This is a genomic window from Chromatium okenii (assembly GCF_002958735.1).
In the GTDB taxonomy this organism is placed as follows: domain Bacteria; phylum Pseudomonadota; class Gammaproteobacteria; order Chromatiales; family Chromatiaceae; genus Chromatium; species Chromatium okenii_A.
This window is the reverse complement of record NZ_PPGH01000037.1, coordinates 131,120-149,167: the sequence shown is the minus strand read 5'-3', so window position 1 is coordinate 149,167 and position 18,048 is coordinate 131,120. Positions and strand designations below refer to the sequence as shown.

Annotated in this window: 13 protein-coding genes and 1 pseudogene; 11 read left to right on the top strand and 3 right to left on the bottom strand. The window is 50.7% G+C overall.

Going from position 1 to position 18,048, the window contains the following annotated elements:
• Nucleotide 1 precedes the first annotated feature (1 nt).
• The 3 genes from CXB77_RS12550 to CXB77_RS12540 all read right to left on the bottom strand — a co-directional run bounded on the left by CXB77_RS12550 (nucleotide 2) and on the right by CXB77_RS12540 (nucleotide 4,487).
• Nucleotides 2-2,206, bottom strand: coding sequence for a choice-of-anchor Q domain-containing protein (locus CXB77_RS12550; RefSeq protein ID WP_105074187.1), 2,205 nt, complete (start codon nucleotides 2,204-2,206; stop codon nucleotides 2-4).
• A 128-nt stretch (nucleotides 2,207-2,334) separates the two neighbouring features.
• Nucleotides 2,335-3,177 (bottom strand): NAD(+)--dinitrogen-reductase ADP-D-ribosyltransferase, encoded by an 843-nt coding sequence (locus CXB77_RS12545; RefSeq protein ID WP_242445692.1) that lies wholly within the window; start codon nucleotides 3,175-3,177, stop codon nucleotides 2,335-2,337.
• Between the two features lie 185 nt (nucleotides 3,178-3,362).
• Entirely contained in the window at nucleotides 3,363-4,487 is a 1,125-nt protein-coding gene (locus CXB77_RS12540; RefSeq protein WP_105074185.1) for an RNA-guided endonuclease InsQ/TnpB family protein, read from the bottom strand.
• Between the two features lie 758 nt (nucleotides 4,488-5,245).
• Between CXB77_RS12540 and nifH the strand changes: the two are divergent.
• The 11 genes and pseudogenes from nifH (at nucleotide 5,246) to CXB77_RS12485 (ending at nucleotide 18,031) form a co-directional block, all read left to right on the top strand.
• Nucleotides 5,246-6,122, top strand: a pseudogene (gene nifH / locus CXB77_RS12535) (nitrogenase iron protein).
• 109 nt (nucleotides 6,123-6,231) lie between these two features.
• Nucleotides 6,232-7,707 (top strand): nitrogenase molybdenum-iron protein alpha chain, encoded by a 1,476-nt coding sequence (gene nifD / locus CXB77_RS12530; RefSeq protein WP_277949401.1) that lies wholly within the window; start codon nucleotides 6,232-6,234, stop codon nucleotides 7,705-7,707.
• A 113-nt stretch (nucleotides 7,708-7,820) separates the two neighbouring features.
• Nucleotides 7,821-9,392 carry a nitrogenase molybdenum-iron protein subunit beta gene (nifK, locus tag CXB77_RS12525; protein WP_105074184.1) on the top strand — a complete coding sequence of 524 codons (1,572 nt, stop codon included), beginning with the start codon at nucleotides 7,821-7,823 and terminating at the stop codon, nucleotides 9,390-9,392.
• Nucleotides 9,393-9,467: 75 nt separating this feature from the next.
• Nucleotides 9,468-9,686 (top strand): putative nitrogen fixation protein NifT, encoded by a 219-nt coding sequence (nifT, locus tag CXB77_RS12520; RefSeq protein WP_105074183.1) that lies wholly within the window; start codon nucleotides 9,468-9,470, stop codon nucleotides 9,684-9,686.
• Nucleotides 9,687-9,703: 17 nt separating this feature from the next.
• Nucleotides 9,704-9,904: a 4Fe-4S binding protein gene (locus tag CXB77_RS12515; protein ID WP_105074182.1), complete on the top strand. Its 201-nt coding sequence runs from the start codon at nucleotides 9,704-9,706 to the stop codon at nucleotides 9,902-9,904.
• Nucleotides 9,905-9,975: 71 nt separating this feature from the next.
• Nucleotides 9,976-10,683: a dinitrogenase iron-molybdenum cofactor biosynthesis protein gene (locus tag CXB77_RS12510; protein ID WP_105074181.1), complete on the top strand. Its 708-nt coding sequence runs from the start codon at nucleotides 9,976-9,978 to the stop codon at nucleotides 10,681-10,683.
• A gap of 127 nt (nucleotides 10,684-10,810) precedes the next feature.
• Nucleotides 10,811-12,220, top strand: a complete 1,410-nt coding sequence (leuC, locus tag CXB77_RS12505; protein WP_105074180.1) for a 3-isopropylmalate dehydratase large subunit — start codon at nucleotides 10,811-10,813, stop codon at nucleotides 12,218-12,220.
• Nucleotides 12,221-12,859: a 3-isopropylmalate dehydratase small subunit gene (gene leuD, locus CXB77_RS12500; protein ID WP_105074179.1), complete on the top strand. Its 639-nt coding sequence runs from the start codon at nucleotides 12,221-12,223 to the stop codon at nucleotides 12,857-12,859.
• Between the two features lie 62 nt (nucleotides 12,860-12,921).
• Nucleotides 12,922-14,007, top strand: coding sequence for a 3-isopropylmalate dehydrogenase (leuB, locus tag CXB77_RS12495; protein ID WP_105074178.1), 1,086 nt, complete (start codon nucleotides 12,922-12,924; stop codon nucleotides 14,005-14,007).
• Nucleotides 14,007-15,122, top strand: a complete 1,116-nt coding sequence (asd, locus tag CXB77_RS12490) for an aspartate-semialdehyde dehydrogenase (protein ID WP_105074177.1) — start codon at nucleotides 14,007-14,009, stop codon at nucleotides 15,120-15,122. The genes leuB and asd overlap by 1 nt, the downstream gene beginning before the upstream one ends.
• 89 nt (nucleotides 15,123-15,211) lie before the next feature.
• On the top strand, nucleotides 15,212-18,031 hold the full coding sequence (locus CXB77_RS12485; protein WP_105074176.1) for a FimV/HubP family polar landmark protein: 2,820 nt from the start codon (nucleotides 15,212-15,214) through the stop codon (nucleotides 18,029-18,031).
• Nucleotides 18,032-18,048 lie beyond the last annotated feature (17 nt).

The window sequence follows — 18,048 nt, the reverse complement described above, 5'->3', positions numbered from 1 at the left end:
TTCATTTCACCGTATAGCTTTTGGTGAGTTGATTATTCGTTTCGTTGGTTTCAGTGACCGTGCATTGACTATCCACAAAAGCGCGTAATTGTTTAGCACCAGCACCGCGCACTTTCAAATTGACCGTAATGGTTTTAGATTCACCCGCTGCCAATTGTCCAACTTCTTCCCAAGTGTCGCTCGCCGCTTTACAGGTTTGCAGCGTTGCTTGATCCGCCCAAACATCAAGATAACCGCCATCGCTTTTAATGTTGCCGGCATTCTTAACCGTAATTGCAGCCGTAAAATTGCTATTAGCAGCGGGCGATACCGGACTAATGACAATACTCATCACGCGCACATCAGCGGCGGTTGCTGCCGTGTTTTTTGTGCCAAACGTTGCGGTCACGGTTTTGTTATTACTCATGGTGACGCGACAAATCAGCGGATTGGTAGTGAGTGCAACGCAACCAGACCAACTCACAAAGGTTGCGCCAGTATCTGGTTTGGCGATGAGCGTAACGACTTTGTTGCTGGCAAATTTCGCCGCACAAGCGGAGCCAGTGCCGCATTTAATGCCTGATGGATTGCTGGTCACAGTACCATTGCCAGATTTGTTAATTGAAAGGCTGTAAGTCGCCGACGCAGCAATAATAAATGTTGCTTCAACGGTTTGCGCTGCGGTCATGTTTACCTCACAGATGCCAGTGCCCGAACAACCGCCGCCGCTCCAGCCGCTAAAGATATAGCCAGTTGCGGGTTTGGCAGTGAGTTTAACCAGCGTCCCACTATCAAAAGTTCCGGTGCAGGTGGTGCTATTGCAGGTCACTCCAGTCGGATTGCTGGTGATGGTGCCGTTACCAACTTTGTTAATTAAAAGATCAAAGGTTGATGCAGTCACAAAGGCTTCTGTGCCTTCAACTGCGCCGATGTCAACCACGCCATATTCAATACGCGGTGCGCCGCGTTGATCGGTCGTGATTTCTGCTGGGATTAAACTATTGCTGCCGGAATCTAAGGCTTGGCTGGTGACTGTTAATAAATGCGTTTGCGTTGGGCCACCGTTATCGGCTAATGGAGCAATCGCAGTTGTGATGTCGCCAACAAGAATAATATCGGTATCAGCAGGCGTCGCACCAGATAATCCTGAATTACGGTTTTGACCAAACAGGTTATAGCCCAAAGATAAAAAAGTACCATCGCTGTTATAAATCTCTGAACCATTATTACCAGCGACCAAACTATTGCCAACAGATAAAGTGCTGCCATAATAGGAATGAATCCCGTCACTAGAATTACCGGAAATCGTGCTGTTGTTTATTGTTGCGCCAGATTCATTGACGATCCCATAGCCGTTATTACCGGAGATCGTGCTGTTATTGAACGTTATTTTGCCGGGATTAGCGTTACCAATCCCTGAGTAGTTATTGCCAGAGATTGTGCTGTTGTTGATTGTCATGCTAGATACGTTGTAAATCCCGCTACTATATGATGAGGCATTACCGGAGATCGTGCTGTTATTGACGGTCACGCTGCCGGATGCGTTATAAATTCCGCCGCCCCGATATGAGGTATTACCGGAGATTGTGCTGTTATTGATGATTACGCTGCCGGATGCGTTGTAAATTCCACCGCCATTTTCAGATGATGTATTACCGGAGATCGTGCTGTCATTGATTGACATGCTGCTGGATGAATTATAAATCCCGCTACCATTAACGGCACTATTACCAGAAATTGTGCTGTTATTGACAGTCAAACTGATACTGCCTTTATTATTGTAAATGCCCGATGAATCATTCCCTGAGATCGTGCAATCACTGACAGTGAGCTTTCCTTGGTTTTCGATGCTATTCCAACCATCGGTCAGTTTCAGTTTAGAGATCGTCACCGTTGCTGTGGCGTTGGTTTGAAAAAGCGTGGCTCCGATGCCGGAAACTGTGATCTGGTCAGCGCCTGGACCAACCAATTCAAGGTCATCCGTTATTTTTATGGTGTTCACAATTGGCAAACTGCCAGTGACGCCAGACGCAAATTTGATCGTGTCAGCACCCGCTTGCGCGTTGGCGTCAATGACCGCTTGGCGCAGTGAACCGGGGCCTCTGTCACTCAGATTGGTGACAGTGAAGGTTGCAGCGCCAGCCGAGATGCTGAAAAGGCTGGTTAACAGGGCGGCAATTCCCGCACGGCGCACCAACGAATAAAGTGGATAATTCGAGTAACGCATTGACAATTCTCCAGTGATTGAAACAAGCGGAACGAGCGAGAAAAGTATAAGCCGTCGCGTTGAATTGTGTCACGCATGAAGCGTCTGCCAGTGCGTTCAGGTTATTTCATCAAACCCAGCTCTCAATCTTAAATCGTGTTAATACTGACTTCATACACACCGCCAATCACCACATATTCGTCTTCGCCTTTCAGCATTCCCGGCAGCAGTCGATTAAAAAATAGAATTTTTGGAAGCGGAATTTGTGTTTCTAAAATGTAATCGCCGAATTCATCAGCGCGTTCGCGGGCGCTGGTGAAGCTGTTAAGATTATTTAATAACACACACTGTAAATCGCTTTCGCAAGTGCTTTGTACTTCATGCTCGTCCATGCGATTGATTCCGCGATACAGCGTTAAATGCGTTTGTTCTGGATATTCGCGCTTTAATTCATATTGGCAATAGGTATAAAGCAAATCTAATTGCGATTCCAGCGCATTGGTAGCGTATAGCCCGCGACTGCCGTCACTAATATAACGCTGATAAACCTCGCTATTGCGATCCGCCAGCGAACCGGCATGATGCCGCGCCAGCAAGCCAAAACGACTTTCTACCCAGCGTTTTAATACCGCACCTTCGCGCCCATCCGAATCAAATGACCAGCCGCGCACTTGCCGCAAATAATTCGCATTTGCCCGCGATTTGCGCCCGCGCCCCGGCATCAATCCCGCTTCATCCAATTCATCCAATAGAAAGTTAACCGTCATGTAGTCCTGAAACCGCTGGGCGCGGTCAGCGTGCGTCGGAAAGGTCGCCAACGTGCGGAATAAATCGTCGTGAAAGTGGCTGATGCCGTCGATTTCCAACGGCACGGGATGGCGCTGATACGTCAGGCTGCCGAGGATCACCGCTGGCAAATTGCAGCGATTGACCGGCAGCCGCGCACTGGCGGGAAGCGTCGGCGGTTTGTAAATTGCATTTGTTTTATTCACATTCGCTCTCATTTGCTCACGCGTAGGAATAGCCATCGGCACATTGGACGCGCTGGAGTCGGTGACGCGGGCAGCCGAATGACTTTTGCCGCTACTAAATATCTAACAAAATCTATACAAAAGCGTACAAATCTCGCTTTGATATATTCACACCGTCAACGCAAAAGCCATGATGAAACTATGGTCTAACTTTGCTCTGGTGTGCATTTAAGGTCAGGCTGTAACGTGTCCAGACCGTATTGATTTAGATTGAGCGCGGCGTTCAAATCTCTATCCGCGCTAAATCCACACTCACAGGTAAAAGTTCGATCTGCAAGTGATAAATTTGTTTTAACTTTTCCACAACAGGAACATGTTTTACTGCTGGGAAAAAATCGATTTGCGACAACAACGACACAATTTCTCAATTTAGCCTTGTATTCAATCATCTGCCGTAAATAACCAAAACCAGCATCGCTGATAGCGCGACTGAGTTTTCGATTTTTTAACATGCCTTTAACGTTTAAATCTTCAATCGTAATCACGTCAAAGTTTTTAGTCAGATAATCCGACAATTCATGCAACAAGGCTTGTCGTTGTCGTGCAATACGAAAATGAAGTTTTACAATTGCCAGCTTGGCTTTCGCTCGACGGTTTGACCACTTCACTTTCTTGGTTAAATTGCGTTGAAGTTTTGCCAACTTTTTCAAACTGGCTTTCAACTTTTGATTGGCAGAAAACACTTTACCTATGCTTAAAACGGCAAGTGATTTGATACCAAAATCAACACCAACTGAGTGTTGGCGATCAACATCGTGGGGATTGTAGTCTTCTGTTTCAACTAAAATTGAAGCAAAATACTTTCCAGCGCGTTTAGAAATCGTGACTTGTTTTGCGATGCCTTGAAAACGTAACGGTTGACGCAGTTCAATTTTAGTTTTGAGTTTTTCAATCCGCAATTCACGACCGATAACATCGAATTTAGCCGATTCACGCAACGCAAAACTATCACGCAAATCTTTCTTTTTGAAGCGTGGAAAACCTGCTTTTTGTTTGGCTTTGACGCGCCTAAAAAAGTGCTTAAAGGCGGTATCTAAGTCATCAATTGCATTGCGGGTGACACGGCTTGAAACTTCGTTGTACCAGTCAAATTCTTTACGAAGTACGTTAATGTAATGCTGATATGCTTCGTTTTTTGACCACTTATTTTCTGGTTTTGAAAAATGCGCCAATAATTGATTATAGCAATGGCGTTTGGAGCCACAGGCTTTATCCAAATACACCATCTGTTCAGGTGTGGGGCGCAATTCAATTTTGTGTGCCAGTAACATGGTTTCTAATCTCAATCAACACATCTAAAATTTATTCAACGTAGCCTGCACATCTTCTTTTTGGTCGTGACTTGAAACACGAGCGTAACACACCGTATTTCACCTACGTTCATCAATTTGGCAACGCTGTAGTAACGTGTTCCACCTTGCGTTTTTCGCGTTGGGACTCATTCGCTCGACGCTCCCATCGACGCAATGTATAGCTGTTCTAGTACAAATTGATCGTAGCATTGCAAGTAAAACAATATGTTACGTCACTTTTGGCGATCACTTTATGCTGGATCGACTATATCTACATACGTTCCCAAAATTTTTGCCGCTTCACCTACCTTTACTCATTTCTTTTCCATAAGTATAGATTTATGTAGATATGTATAGATTATTGCAAGCTGTTACTTACCCAATTACTTCGTTCCTTAACGCCTGACGAAAGTGGCAACTGCTGGCGTTCACCGTTGCATTTCATGACCTTTCCAACGGAGTCCGCGAAGGACTGAGCCTGCACCTTTCGTTAACCATCGCAAGCGATGGTTAGGGTTTACGAAAGGGATTGTTCGATTTTTCTGTTGCGATCCATACAGCGCCTACCGCTTTGTCAGAGATGCTACCAGCGCAAATACCGCTTGGCATTTAAGAAGATTCTTGTTTAATCAAATGATTAGACGATTATTTTTAATCTGGCACATGGTTTGCACAATCGTTGTCGAGCATCGATTCACTTAACGTTTGCAATAGCAGAGTCACAGGAGACTGAAATCATGGCAATTCGTCAATGCGCGATCTACGGCAAAGGTGGGATGGTAAATCCACCACTACTCAGAACCTCGTCGCTGGTCTCGCCGAGATCGGTAAAAAAGTGATGATCGTCGGTTGCGATCCAAAAGCCGACTCCACCGTTTGATTTACACGCAAAGCGCAGAACTCGATCATGGAAATGGCTGCCGAAGCCGGTTCCGTCGAAGACCTCGAACTGGAAGACGTGCTCAAAGTCGGCTACCGCGACATCAAGTGCGTGGAATCCGGCGGTCCAGAGCCGGGTGTCGGCTGCGCAGGTCGCGGCGTGATTACCGCAATTAACTTCCTCGAAGAAGAAGGCGCGTATACCGATGATTTAGATTTCGTATTTATGACGTATTGGGCGACGTAGTTTGCGGCGGATTCGCCATGCCGATTCGTGAGAATAAAGCGCAGAAGATTTACATCGTTTGCTCCGGTGAAATGATGGCAATGTACGCAGCGAATAACATCGCCAAGGGTATTGTGAAATACGCCAGCTCCGGCAGTGTGCGTTTAGCCGGTTTGATCTGCAACAGCCGTAATACTGCGCGTGAAGATGAATTGATTATGGAGCTGGCTCGGCAATTGGGAACGCAGATGATTCATTTCGTCCCGCGTGACAATGTCGTGCAACGTGCTGAGATTCGCCGCATGACGGTCATTGAATATGATCCGACCGCAAAGCAAGCGCAGGAATACCGCGATCTGGCGCAGAAGATTATTGATAATAAGATGTTCGTCATTCCGAAGCCAATCACGATGGAAGCATTGGAAGACCTGCTGATGGAATTCGGTTTGATGGATGGTGAAGACGAAAGCATCATCGGTAAGACTGCCGCCGAAGAAGCGGTCGCTTAATGGAAAAGTCGGCAGTAGACAATTAATAAGTCACTGCCTGCTGACCACTGACAACTGTCCACTGATTAAGCCGGAAGTCCGCAGATTGGCGGCACGGCAGGAGCACAAGATGACAGAAATGACCCGCGACGAGACTCAGGCGCTGATTTGGAAGTGCTTGAAGCGTATCCAGATAAAGCGCGTAAAGATCGCGCCAAACATTTGGCCGTCAATGACCCAGAAGTCGAACAATCCAAGAAGTGCATCACCTCCAACCGCAAATCTGCCCGGTGTAATGACAGTACGCGGTTGCGCCTACGCCGGTTCTAAAGGCGTGGTATGGGGACCAATTAAAGACATGGTTCACATTTCCCATGGTCCAGTCGGTTGCGGTCAGTATTCCCGCGCTGGACGGCGGAATTATTACGTTGGTCACACCGGTATCAATACTTTCGGCACGATGAATTTCACTTCTGATTTTCAGGAGAAGGATATTGTATTCGGTGGCGATAAAAAACTCGCCAAATTGATTGATGAGATTGAACAACTTTTCCCGCTTTCCAAAGGTCTCAGCGTTCAATCTGAATGCCCGATTGGATTGATTGGCGATGATATTGAAGCGGTATCAAAAAAGAAGAGCAAGGAATTAGATAAACCGGTTGTACCAGTGCGCTGCGAAGGCTTCCGGGGCGTATCGCAATCGCTCGGTCATCATATTGCCAACGATGCAATTCGTGATTGGGTGATTGGCAATCGTGACGGCGATGATTCCTTTCCAACCACGCCTTATGACGTGGCAGTGATTGGTGATTACAACATCGGTGGCGATGCGTGGGCATCACGCATTTTGTTAGAAGAAATGGGTTTGCGTGTGGTTGCCCAGTGGTCGGGTGACGGTACGCTGGCTGAAATGGAATTGACTCCGAAAGTCAAATTGAACCTGATTCACTGCTACCGCTCGATGAATTACATCAGCCGTCACATGGAAGAGAAATACGGGATTCCGTGGATGGAATACAACTTCTTTGGCCCGACCAAGATCGCCGAATCATTGCGCAAAATTGCTGCATTCTTTGATGAGACGATTCAGGCGAATGCAGAGAAGGTGATTGCCAAATACGAGGCGGAATATAGCGCAATCATTGCGAAATACCGCCCACGTTTAGAAGGCAAGCGCGTGATGCTTTATGTCGGTGGATTGCGTCCGCGTCACGTGATTGGCGCGTATGAAGATTTGGGCATGGAAGTAGTCGGCACGGGTTATGAGTTTGCGCATAATGACGATTACGACCGCACCATGAAAGAAATGGGCAATGCAACGCTGCTTTACGATGATGTCACGGGCTATGAGTTCGAGGAATTCGTCAAGAAGATCAAACCTGATTTGATCGGCTCCGGCATTAAAGAAAAGTACATCTTCCAAAAGATGGGCGTTCCATTCCGGCAGATGCACTCATGGGATTATTCCGGCCCATATCATGGTTATGACGGCTTTGCGATTTTCGCCCGCGATATGGATATGACGATCAATAATCCGTGCTGGAAAAGTATGCAAGCGCCGTGGTTAAAAGCTGCCGATAGCGAGAGCCAAACGCTGGCTGCCTAACATTAAATTCCCTATTCGCCCCCTTTGAAAAAGGGGGTTGAGGGAATTGAAATACACCCGATCATCAATAGCCGTTAGTCCGCCAATTTGCGGCGCGGTAGGAGCAAATTGTAATGAGCCAGATCGCCGACAATATCAAACCCTGCTATCCGCTGTTCCGCGATGCGGATTATATTGACAACCTTGCAAAAAAGCGGGCGACCGCTGAAGAAGCACATTCAATCGAAAAGATTGAAGAAGTGTTCCAGTGGACAACGACGCAGGAATATCAAGAGCTGAATTTTAAGCGCGAGGCATTAACTGTTAATCCGGCGAAAGCCTGTCAGCCACTCGGCGCAGTATTATGCGCACTTGGCTTTGAAAAAACCCTGCCTTATGTGCACGGTTCGCAGGGTTGCGTTGCTTATTTCCGCTCGTATTTCAATCGCCATTTCAAAGAGCCGATTGCGTGCGTTTCTGATTCAATGACCGAAGATGCAGCAGTATTCGGTGGTCAGAAGAATATGTTTGATGGTTTAGAAAATGCGCTTGCATTGTATAAGCCGGACATGATTGCAGTGAGCACGACTTGCATGGCAGAAGTCATTGGCGATGACTTAAATGCTTTTATTGGTAATTCGCGGAAAGAAGGCTACATTCCGCAAGATTTTCCAGTACCGTTTGCACATACGCCGAGCTTTGTAGGCAGCCACACCACTGGCTGGGACAATATGTTTGAGGGTATTCAACGTCATCTCACGCTGAATAGCATGGAAGGCAAAGTTGTTGGCTCCAATGGCAAAATTAACCTTGTCCCCGGCTTTGAAACCTATCTCGGCAATTACCGCGTATTGCATCGCATGATGAAAGAAATGGGCGTTGGTTATAGCCTATTGTGCGATCCAACTGAAGTATTGGATACGCCGGCCGACGGTCAATTCCGTATGTATGACGGCGGCACGACTTTGAATGAAATGCGCGACGCACCGAATGCGATTGATACGCTATTACTACAACCTTGGCAGTTGGTGAAAACCAAGAAGTTCGTGGAGACGACTTGGAATCAGCCAGCGACTGTAATCAACATTCCAATGGGTTTGGAATGGACCGATGATTTTTTAATGAAGGTTTCGGCATTAACCGGCACACCAATTCCTGATTCGCTGGCGAAAGAACGCGGGCGTTTAGTGGACATGATGACCGACAGCCATACGTGGCTGCATGGTAAAAAGTTTGCGCTATACGGCGATGCAGATTACGTATTGGGCATGGTGAAATTCTTACTCGAACTGGGTGCAGAACCGACGCATATTTTGTGCAGCAGTGCGAATAAGCGGTGGAAGAAAGAAGTTGAGAAGTTGCTGGCAACGTCGCCTTATGGCGCTGGTGGTCAAGTACATACTGGTGCTGATTTATGGCACATGCGTTCACTGTGCTTTACCGATAAGCCGGACTTTTTAATCGGCAATAGCTACGGCAAGTTCATTCAGCGCGATACGTTGCATAAAGGGCGTGAATTTGAAGTGCCGCTCATTCGGATTGGCTTCCCGATTTTCGACCGTCATCATTTGCATCGCATGACCACGCTAGGTTATGAAGGCGCAATGTACATTTTAACCACCTTGGTTAATTCAGTACTGGAGCGGCTCGATGATGACACCCGTGAAATGGGCGTCACCGATTTTAACTACGATTTGGTGCGGTAAATCTAAATCCCCCAACCCCTCTTTTTCAAAGGGGGGATTTTTCAAATAGTCGGGGATTTTTTAAGTGAGAACGCCATGCCCAATGTAATGCTGCGCAAGAATGATAATGGCGATTTGCTGTTTTATGTCGCTAAAAAAGATATGGAAGAAACCATTGCCTCGGTTGAAATGGATACTGCTGAAACTTGGGGCGGAATGGTGACGCTCACTGACGGTTCAACTTGGTATATCGACCCAATGAGTCCACCGCCGGTATTTCCAACGACATTGCGCTTTAAGCGCGGTGATGAATAGAATTTTGGAGAATTGAAATGGCCATGAAAATTATGCGTGAACTGTGCACTGCTTGCGGTGACTGTGAACCTGTTTGTCCCACGCAATCAATTAAACCATTTAAGGGCGTGTATAAAATCGACGCCAATACTTGCAGTGAATGCGAAGGTGAAGGCGAATCCGGTTCGCCGCAGTGCGCTGATGCCTGTATGGAAGATGGCTGCATCGTGCCAGCATGAGAATTGCGCAGACGGTGGGCAGCGCCAATACTGCCCGCTTTTAACATCATCGAAATGCGAGGAATTCAATCATGTCTGATAGCGTACTTTCTGATGATATTGCGCTGCGAATTGCTTTGGCAGCGCGGACTTTGCCGGATACTGATCCAGCGCGGTTAATTCGGGTATTAAAAGATGCAGTGGGTTTGCCGCCAACGGCTGAAAAATTGGCAACGTTGCGGGTAAAAGAGTTGAAACAAGCGGCAGATGGTGAATTCGCTGATTTAGAGCAAAGTGTATTAAAAGCAGCCGTGACGATTTTACAAGGTGGTGCTGGAATTGCGAGTGACCCAGCGCCAGCAGTGGAGCCATTGGCAGCGCATGAAATGCCCAATTCGATTCGGGTGGCTTGTGCTTCTGATAGCGGTGAAAATCTTGATGGACACTTTGGCGCAGCGCGGCGATTTTTAATTTATCAAGTCTCGGCAACGGAACATCGTTTAATTGCTGTGCGCACGGTTGATGATAGTCAAGCTGGCGATGATAAAAATGCGTATCGCGCTGAGTTGATTGCAGATTGCCAAGTGTTATATGTTGCGTCTATTGGCGGACCCGCTGCGGCAAAAGTGATTAAACGCGATATTCATCCCATTAAAGATGATCAAGGCGGCAGTGCGCGGGAACGGATGCGGGCATTGCAGCAAATTTTGGCGAATAAAGCGCCGCCTTGGTTAGCAAAAGCAATGGGATTTGCGCCAGAAGCGCGGGTGCGATTTGAACCAATAGAGGCGGTGGCTTAAAAGCCCGGTTCTCGTTTTATTCAATGCGTCACAGTTGAATTAAGCAGCGGCACTGGTTCGCTGTGATTTGAGTTTATACAGCCTGCCGACTATCCTAACGAATCGTTTTTTTCACTGGGATAGTGGTATGGGTAGCAAAACCCTCTACGACAAACTTTGGGATGCGCACGTCGTGCGGGTTGATGAGACCGGCACGGCGCTGCTTTACATTGATCGCCAACTGATTCACGAAGTCACCTCGCCGCAAGCCTTTGAAGGGTTGCGTCTCGCCGGTCGCCAGCCGTGGCGCACCAGCGCCAATCTTGCCGTTCCCGATCACAACGTCCCCACCGCGCAGAGCGAACGCGCCAGCGGCATCGCCGATCCGGTTGCGCGGATTCAAGTCGCCGCGCTCGGCACCAACTGCGCCAGCTTTGGCATCACCGAGTTCGCAATGGGCGATGTACGCCAAGGCATCGTTCACGTCATCGGCCCCGAACAGGGCTTCACCTTGCCCGGCAGCACCATCGTCTGCGGCGATTCGCACACCTCCACGCACGGCGCATTTGGCGCACTCGCGTTCGGCATCGGCACCTCGGAAGTCGAGCACGTGCTGGCGACGCAGTGCCTGATTCAGCGCCCCTCAAAAACCATGCTCATCAGCGTTGACGGTGAACTCGGCGCAGGCGTCACTGCGAAAGACATCGTGCTGGCGATCATCGGCGCGATTGGCACCGCTGGCGGCACTGGCTATGTCATTGAATTTGGCGGCACTGCGATTCAGGCGCTGTCGATAGAAGGGCGGATGACGGTGTGCAACATGACGATTGAAGCGGGCGCTCGCGCTGGCTTGATCGCGGTGGACGAAAAAACCATCGACTACATGCGCGGGCGTCCGTTGGCACCGACGGGCGAGCTGTTTGAACAGGCCGCTGCGTCTTGGCGCACCTTGGTCAGCGATGCGGGCGCGACCTTTGATCGCGTCGTGCATCTGGACGCCGCCAGCATCGCGCCGCAGGTGACGTGGGGCACCTCGCCGGAAATGGTGCTGCCGATTGACGGACAAGTGCCCGATCCCGCCGCCGAAGCCGATCCAGTGAAAGCTGCTGGTATTCGCAATGCGCTGAATTATATGGGTTTAACTGCTGGTCAGCCGCTCACCGAGATTGCGGTGGACAAGGTGTTTATTGGCTCCTGCACCAACTCGCGGATTGAGGATTTACGCGCTGCTGCTGCCGTCGCCGCCGGTCGTAAAGTCAGAAAAAACATCAAGTTGGCGCTGGTCGTGCCCGGCTCCGGGCTGGTAAAAGCACAGGCCGAAGCCGAGGGCTTGGATCAGATTTTCACCGCCGCCGGTTTTGAATGGCGCGAGCCGGGCTGCTCGATGTGTCTGGCGATGAACGCCGACCGGCTGGAGGCGGGTGAACGCTGCGCTTCGACCTCGAACCGCAATTTTGAGGGGCGGCAAGGTCAGGGCGGGCGCACGCATTTAGTCAGCCCCGCGATGGCGGTGGCGGCGGCGGTGACTGGGCATTTTGTCGATGTGAGGGCGCTATAAATGGAACCATTTCAAAACTTTAGCGGCATCGTCGCACCATTAGATCGCGCCAATATCGACACCGACGCGATCATCCCCAAGCAATTCTTAAAAAGCATTAAACGCAGCGGTTTTGGCCCGTATCTATTTGACGAATGGCGTTATTTAGATCACGGCGAGCCAGATATGGATTGCAGCCAGCGCCCGTTGAATAGCGAGTTCATATTAAATGATCCGCGTTTTTCTGCTGCGCAAATTCTATTAGCGCGAGAGAATTTTGGCTGCGGTTCCTCGCGGGAACATGCGCCTTGGGCACTGGCTGATTTCGGTTTTCGCGTCATTCTTGCGCCGAGTTTTGCCGACATCTTTTTTAATAACTGCTTCAAAAATGGCATTCTGCCGATTCAATTAGAGGGCGCTTTAATTGGCGTCCTGTTTGAAAAAGCCAGCGGTGTCGCGCCGCTGCGCATTTCGGTAGATTTGCCAGCGCAGTTATTGACGCTGGATGACGGCAATCAAATTCCATTTACTGTGGATGTCGGCAGCAAACAGCGGTTAATTGAAGGTTTAGATGATATTGGTTTAACCCTGCAACAAGCAGATGCCATTCGGGAATACGAAGCGCGGCGCAAAGTCGAAGCGCCGTGGGTGTTTGTTTGAGTGTGGGTGATGAAACCGTGCAGCAAGAATTTCAGACAGAACTATTTAATTGAGGCAGTACTTTGAGCAAGAACATTTTAGTGGTTGCGGGTGACGGAATCGGCCCAGAAATTGTGGCAGAAGCCATTAAAGTCATTGACGCGCTGCAAGCGGAAGGTGCAATTGATGTCCAATTGCACCATGCGCTGGTTGGTGGTGCAGCTTATGATGAATTCGGCGATCCCTTGCCAGAATCAACTTTGACTGCGGCAAAGGCAGCCGATGCCGTATTACTCGGCGCAGTGGGTGGGCCAAAATGGGAGCCGCTGCCAATTGCCAAGCGTCCCGAAAAAGGCTTATTGGGATTGCGGGCTGGCTTGGAATTGTTTGCTAATTTGCGCCCCGCAATTCTGTATCCACAATTGGCGGATGCGTCCACCTTAAAACCGGAGATCGTCGCCGGTTTGGATTTAATGATTGTGCGTGAGTTGACCGGCGATATTTATTTCGGGCAACCGCGTGGCATTGAAACGCTGCCGTCGGGTGAACGGCGCGGCATCAATACGATGGTTTACACTGAATCTGAGGTTGAGCGCATTTGCCGCGTGGCATTTGAGATTGCGATGAAACGCAATAAACAAGTGTGTTCAGTGGATAAAGCCAACGTGTTGGAATGTACAGAAATGTGGCGCGAGGTGGCAATTAAAACCGCTGCCAATTATCCTGAAATTACATTGACGCACATGTACGTTGATAATGCGGCGATGCAATTGGTGCGTGCGCCCAAGCAATTCGATGTGATGGTCACGGGCAATATCTTTGGCGATATTCTTTCTGATTGCGCGTCAATGTTGACCGGTTCAATTGGAATGCTGCCCTCCGCATCGCTCGGCGCGAGTGGGCAAGGTATGTATGAACCCATTCACGGCTCGGCACCAGACATTGCCGGACGTGGAATTGCGAATCCATTAGCAACGATTTTGTCGGTGGCAATGATGTTGCGCTATTCGCTCGGCGCACCGGATGCAGCAGCGCGAATTGAAACGGCAGTGTCGGCGGTATTGGATCAAGGCTTGCGCACGGCAGACATCATGTCGGCAGGAATGCGGCAGGTTGGCACGGTGGAAATGGGTGACGCAGTGGTCGCGGCGCTGGCGGAGGCGCGTTGATGAAAAAAGTTGGTTTTATCGGTTGGCGCGGCATGGTCGGCTCGGTGTTGATGGAGCGGATGACGGCCGAAAATGATTGGGCGCACATCGCCGCGCCGGTGTTTTTCACCACCTCGCAGGCGGGGCAACTCGGCCCCGATGTCGGGCACGGGACGCAGCCGCTGCTGGCTGCCGATGATCTAGCGGCGCTGCGCGAGATGGATGTCATCGTCACCTGTCAGGGCGGCGATTACACCAAGGCGCTGCATCCGCAACTCCGCGCCAGCGGCTGGGATGGCTATTGGATTGATGCCGCCTCGTCGCTGCGGATGCAGCCGGACGCGACCATCATTCTTGATCCGGTCAATCGTCACGTCATCGACGCGGCGCTCGCAGCCGGCAAGCGCGATTTCATCGGCGGCAATTGCACCGTCAGTCTGATGTTGATGGCGCTCGGTGGGCTGTTTCAGGCGGGGCTGGTGGAATGGGTCAGCGCGATGACCTATCAAGCGGCATCCGGCGCGGGTGCAAAAAATATGCGCGAATTGCTGGCGCAGATGGGCGCACTCAACGCCGCCGTGCAACCGCTGCTGGCTGATCCCGCCTCGGCGATTCTCGACATTGATCGCGGCGTCACTGCGACGCTGCGCAGCGCCGAATTCCCCACCGCCAATTTTGGCGCTCCGCTGGCGGGCAGCCTGATTCCTTGGATTGATACCCAGCTCGACAACGGGCAAAGCCGCGAGGAATGGAAAGGGCAGGCGGAAACCAACAAGATTCTCGGTTTGGACGCGACGCCAGTGCCGATTGATGGCTTGTGCGTGCGGGTTGGCGCGATGCGTTGCCACAGTCAGGGCTTGACGATCAAGCTCACGCGCAACGTGCCCATGCCGGAAATTGAGAACCTGATTGCGGCGGCGAATGATTGGGTGCGGGTGATTCCGAACGAACGGGCGCAAACGGTGCGCGACTTGTCGCCAGCGGCAGTGAGCGGATCGTTGACCATTCCCATCGGACGGCTGCGCAAGCTCAATATGGGCGAGCAGTATTTGTCCGCATTCACCGTCGGCGATCAATTGCTGTGGGGCGCTGCCGAACCGTTGCGGCGGATGCTGATGATTGTGTTGAATCGTTGAGGAAAAAGTTGTCGGTGGTCAGTGCACAGGATCAAACCCGTTGTTAATAACCACTGACAACTCAAAAAACCACCATCCGAGGGCTGAAGATGTCTCGTAAACTCATTCTCGCGGCAGCGGCAACTTTGCTGTTCGCAGGCAACGATGTCGTCGCCCTCGGTCTCGGCGAGATTCGTGCCTATTCCGGTCTCAATCAGCCGTTTAAGGGCGAGATTGAACTCTACGATGTGACGCCAGAAGAACGTGATGCGATTCAAGTGACACTCGCCTCACAAGATGCCTTCGATAACGCAGGCATCGAACGTTATTACGATTTAACTAAACTCAAGTTTACGCTCGACTTTCCAGCATCTGGCGCTCCGGTGATTCAAGTCACCAGCCGCGAGCCAATCCGCGAGCCGTATCTGGACATGTTGCTGGAGGTGTACTGGTCAAAAGGGCAATTGGTCAAAGAATTCACGGTGTTATTAGAACCACCGGAACGCCTCAAACAGACTGCGCCGCCAGTGAGATTGCCCACCACTTCGGCTGCCACCAATTCCAATGCCGCATTACCCAGCGATGCCAGCGGATTTCCGCTGATGATCGGACCGATTGAGCGCGGCACAGGTTTGTGGCAAGTGGCGCGAGCCAATGCGCCAGCAGGTGCGACTGCCGCACAAACGGCGCTGGCGCTGTATCGCAACAATCAAGACGCCTTCACTCGCGGCAACATCAATCGTCTCGTCAGCGGCAAAATGCTGATGATTCCGACCCAAGCCGAACTGCTCGCGCTCGATCCGCAAACTGCCGACCGCGAATTTACTGCTGCGCGACGCGGCGGCGCAGTCAGTCGTGCCCCGCTTACTGCCGTGCCGGATATGGCGCAATTGCGGATTATTGGCGCGAGAACGCCAGCTGCATCACCGGCAGCTGCTGCGCCAGCAGCTGGCACTACCACTGGAAATCCGCGTCGTTTGGAACAGGATGTGTTGATTGCACTGGAAACCACTGAAAGTACGCGACAAGAAGCGCTGGAATTGCGCGGACGCATTCGAGAATTAGAAACGCAGTTAGCAACCATTCAGCAGTTATTGGAGCAAAACGATCTCACTGCGACACCAAATACTGCATCAACGCAGAACACGCCGGGCGTATTGGCAACAACTTCACCAGTCGCAGTCGAACCAACGACTGCGGCGGTCGCCACTGAAGAACCAGCACTGCCGGAAACGCCCAGCGTTGCTGAAGTAGTCAATCCCAATCCACCCGCCGTTGCGCCGGTCGCCGCGGAAACGCCAGCACCACCGATCACAGAAACCGCGGCGCCAGCGCCCATATCAAATGTTGCGCCGTTGCCTTTGCCACCAGTGCCGGATGTCGCAGCGCCCATTTCACCGCCCAAAAATCCCGCCACTGCGCCGCCTGTGACTGCAACGGAGAACGCAGATCAACCAGAAGAATCGTCACTTTGGTCATCGCTGATGTTGCCATTAGCGGGATTGGCGGGTTTATCGGCGCTAGGAATTTTAGGTTTTGCTTGGGTCATTTCCCGTCGGCGAACCGCAGAATTATCTGAAAAAGAAGTGTCACTCGATCTGCTCGACACCGAAAACGAAGATTTTGAAGGTGAACCGACTGCGTTTTTAAATTCGTCGCTGGAACCCAATACCGCAGTGCTGCCATCAACCAGTCATTCAGTGGCGGCGACCTCCGCTGCGGCAGTCATGGGCGCTAGTCAACATTCTGTGGACGACGACGAAGAGCCAGAAACGCCAATGTCGTTGATTTCGTCATTGAGTGATTTTGACGTGGAGACCGACACGGTTGATCCACTTTCGGAGGCCGATGTCTACATGGTTTACGGTCGGCATGATGAAGCGCAGGCATTGTTATTAAAGGAAATGCAGCGGTTTCCCAATCGTTTGGATATTAAATTCAAATTGGCGGAAGCCTGCATCGGCACGAAAAACATTCAGGGTTTGAACAGTGTCATGGCGTCGATTGAGGCTTTGGGCGGTGATCGAAGCCAAGCGCAGCAATGGCAACGGTTACAGGATTTAGCTGCGCCGCTTCTACATCCAGAGCAGTCTACTGCGACCAATGAAGACACTTTCCCAGATTCATTCTTGATTAACCTCAATGATTTACCGCCATTACCTGCGGCATCCGCGCCAGCGCCAGCACCAACATTTGCCCCTGATGATGAGACGGCTGATCTCGGTTTTGACATGGACGCGCTGCCGGATTCGGAACCCACGCCGTTGCAAGACATGCCTTCTCGATTTGCCGTAAAAGATACGGGAACGAATGATGCCCCGCCCGTGATGACGGACATCCAACGCGCCGTGATACGCGGTAACGCACCGCCACCAGTCACCACGCCACCGGATGCTGCATTGTCGTTATCGTTTGATGATGACGAACTCGACAAATTGTTGAGCAGCGCCGATCCGCTCATGCCTGATCCAATGGTGCAACCGCCGCCAGTTAAACCTGTGCCGCCGCCACCAGCGCCAATAGAACCGCTGGTTTTGCCCGATATATTCGATTTAGATTTGAATTTTGAGCCAGCGCCAGCACCACCAAAACCACCGCCAACGTTGCGCAAAGTCACGGATAACGCAGATTCTGAGTTGGTGTTGATGCTGGACGATCCACGTCTGGAGCAGCTTGACGATTTGGATTCGCTCATTGCTGCCGCGCAAAACGAGACGCCGAGCGCACCGCCACTGGAATCGCTCTCCGATACGAGTTGGCAAATGAACAGCGGAGTTTGGGATGAAACGGCGACTAAACTGGATTTGGCGCGAGCGTATTTAGATATGGATGATCCTGAAGCAGCCCGCGAAATTCTTAAAGAAGTCATCGCTGAAGGTCGTGAAGAGCATCAAACCGCAGCGCGTTCGATGTTGGCACAAATCAGTTGAATCGAGATTGTCCCGTG

Excerpts from the sequence above, each read along its gene's own strand:
- CXB77_RS12550 (WP_105074187.1), bottom strand. The coding sequence starts at position 2,206 with ATGCGTTACTCGAATTATCCACTTTATTCGTTGGTGCGCCGTGCGGGA.
- CXB77_RS12540 (WP_105074185.1), bottom strand. The coding sequence starts at position 4,487 with ATGTTACTGGCACACAAAATTGAATTGCGCCCCACACCTGAACAGATG.
- nifD (WP_277949401.1), top strand. The coding sequence starts at position 6,232 with ATGACAGAAATGACCCGCGACGAGACTCAGGCGCTGATTTGGAAGTGC.
- nifK (WP_105074184.1), top strand. The coding sequence starts at position 7,821 with ATGAGCCAGATCGCCGACAATATCAAACCCTGCTATCCGCTGTTCCGC.
- nifT (WP_105074183.1), top strand. The coding sequence starts at position 9,468 with ATGCCCAATGTAATGCTGCGCAAGAATGATAATGGCGATTTGCTGTTT.
- CXB77_RS12515 (WP_105074182.1), top strand. The coding sequence starts at position 9,704 with ATGGCCATGAAAATTATGCGTGAACTGTGCACTGCTTGCGGTGACTGT.
- CXB77_RS12510 (WP_105074181.1), top strand. The coding sequence starts at position 9,976 with ATGTCTGATAGCGTACTTTCTGATGATATTGCGCTGCGAATTGCTTTG.
- leuC (WP_105074180.1), top strand. The coding sequence starts at position 10,811 with ATGGGTAGCAAAACCCTCTACGACAAACTTTGGGATGCGCACGTCGTG.
- leuD (WP_105074179.1), top strand. The coding sequence starts at position 12,221 with ATGGAACCATTTCAAAACTTTAGCGGCATCGTCGCACCATTAGATCGC.
- asd (WP_105074177.1), top strand. The coding sequence starts at position 14,007 with ATGAAAAAAGTTGGTTTTATCGGTTGGCGCGGCATGGTCGGCTCGGTG.
- CXB77_RS12485 (WP_105074176.1), top strand. The coding sequence starts at position 15,212 with ATGTCTCGTAAACTCATTCTCGCGGCAGCGGCAACTTTGCTGTTCGCA.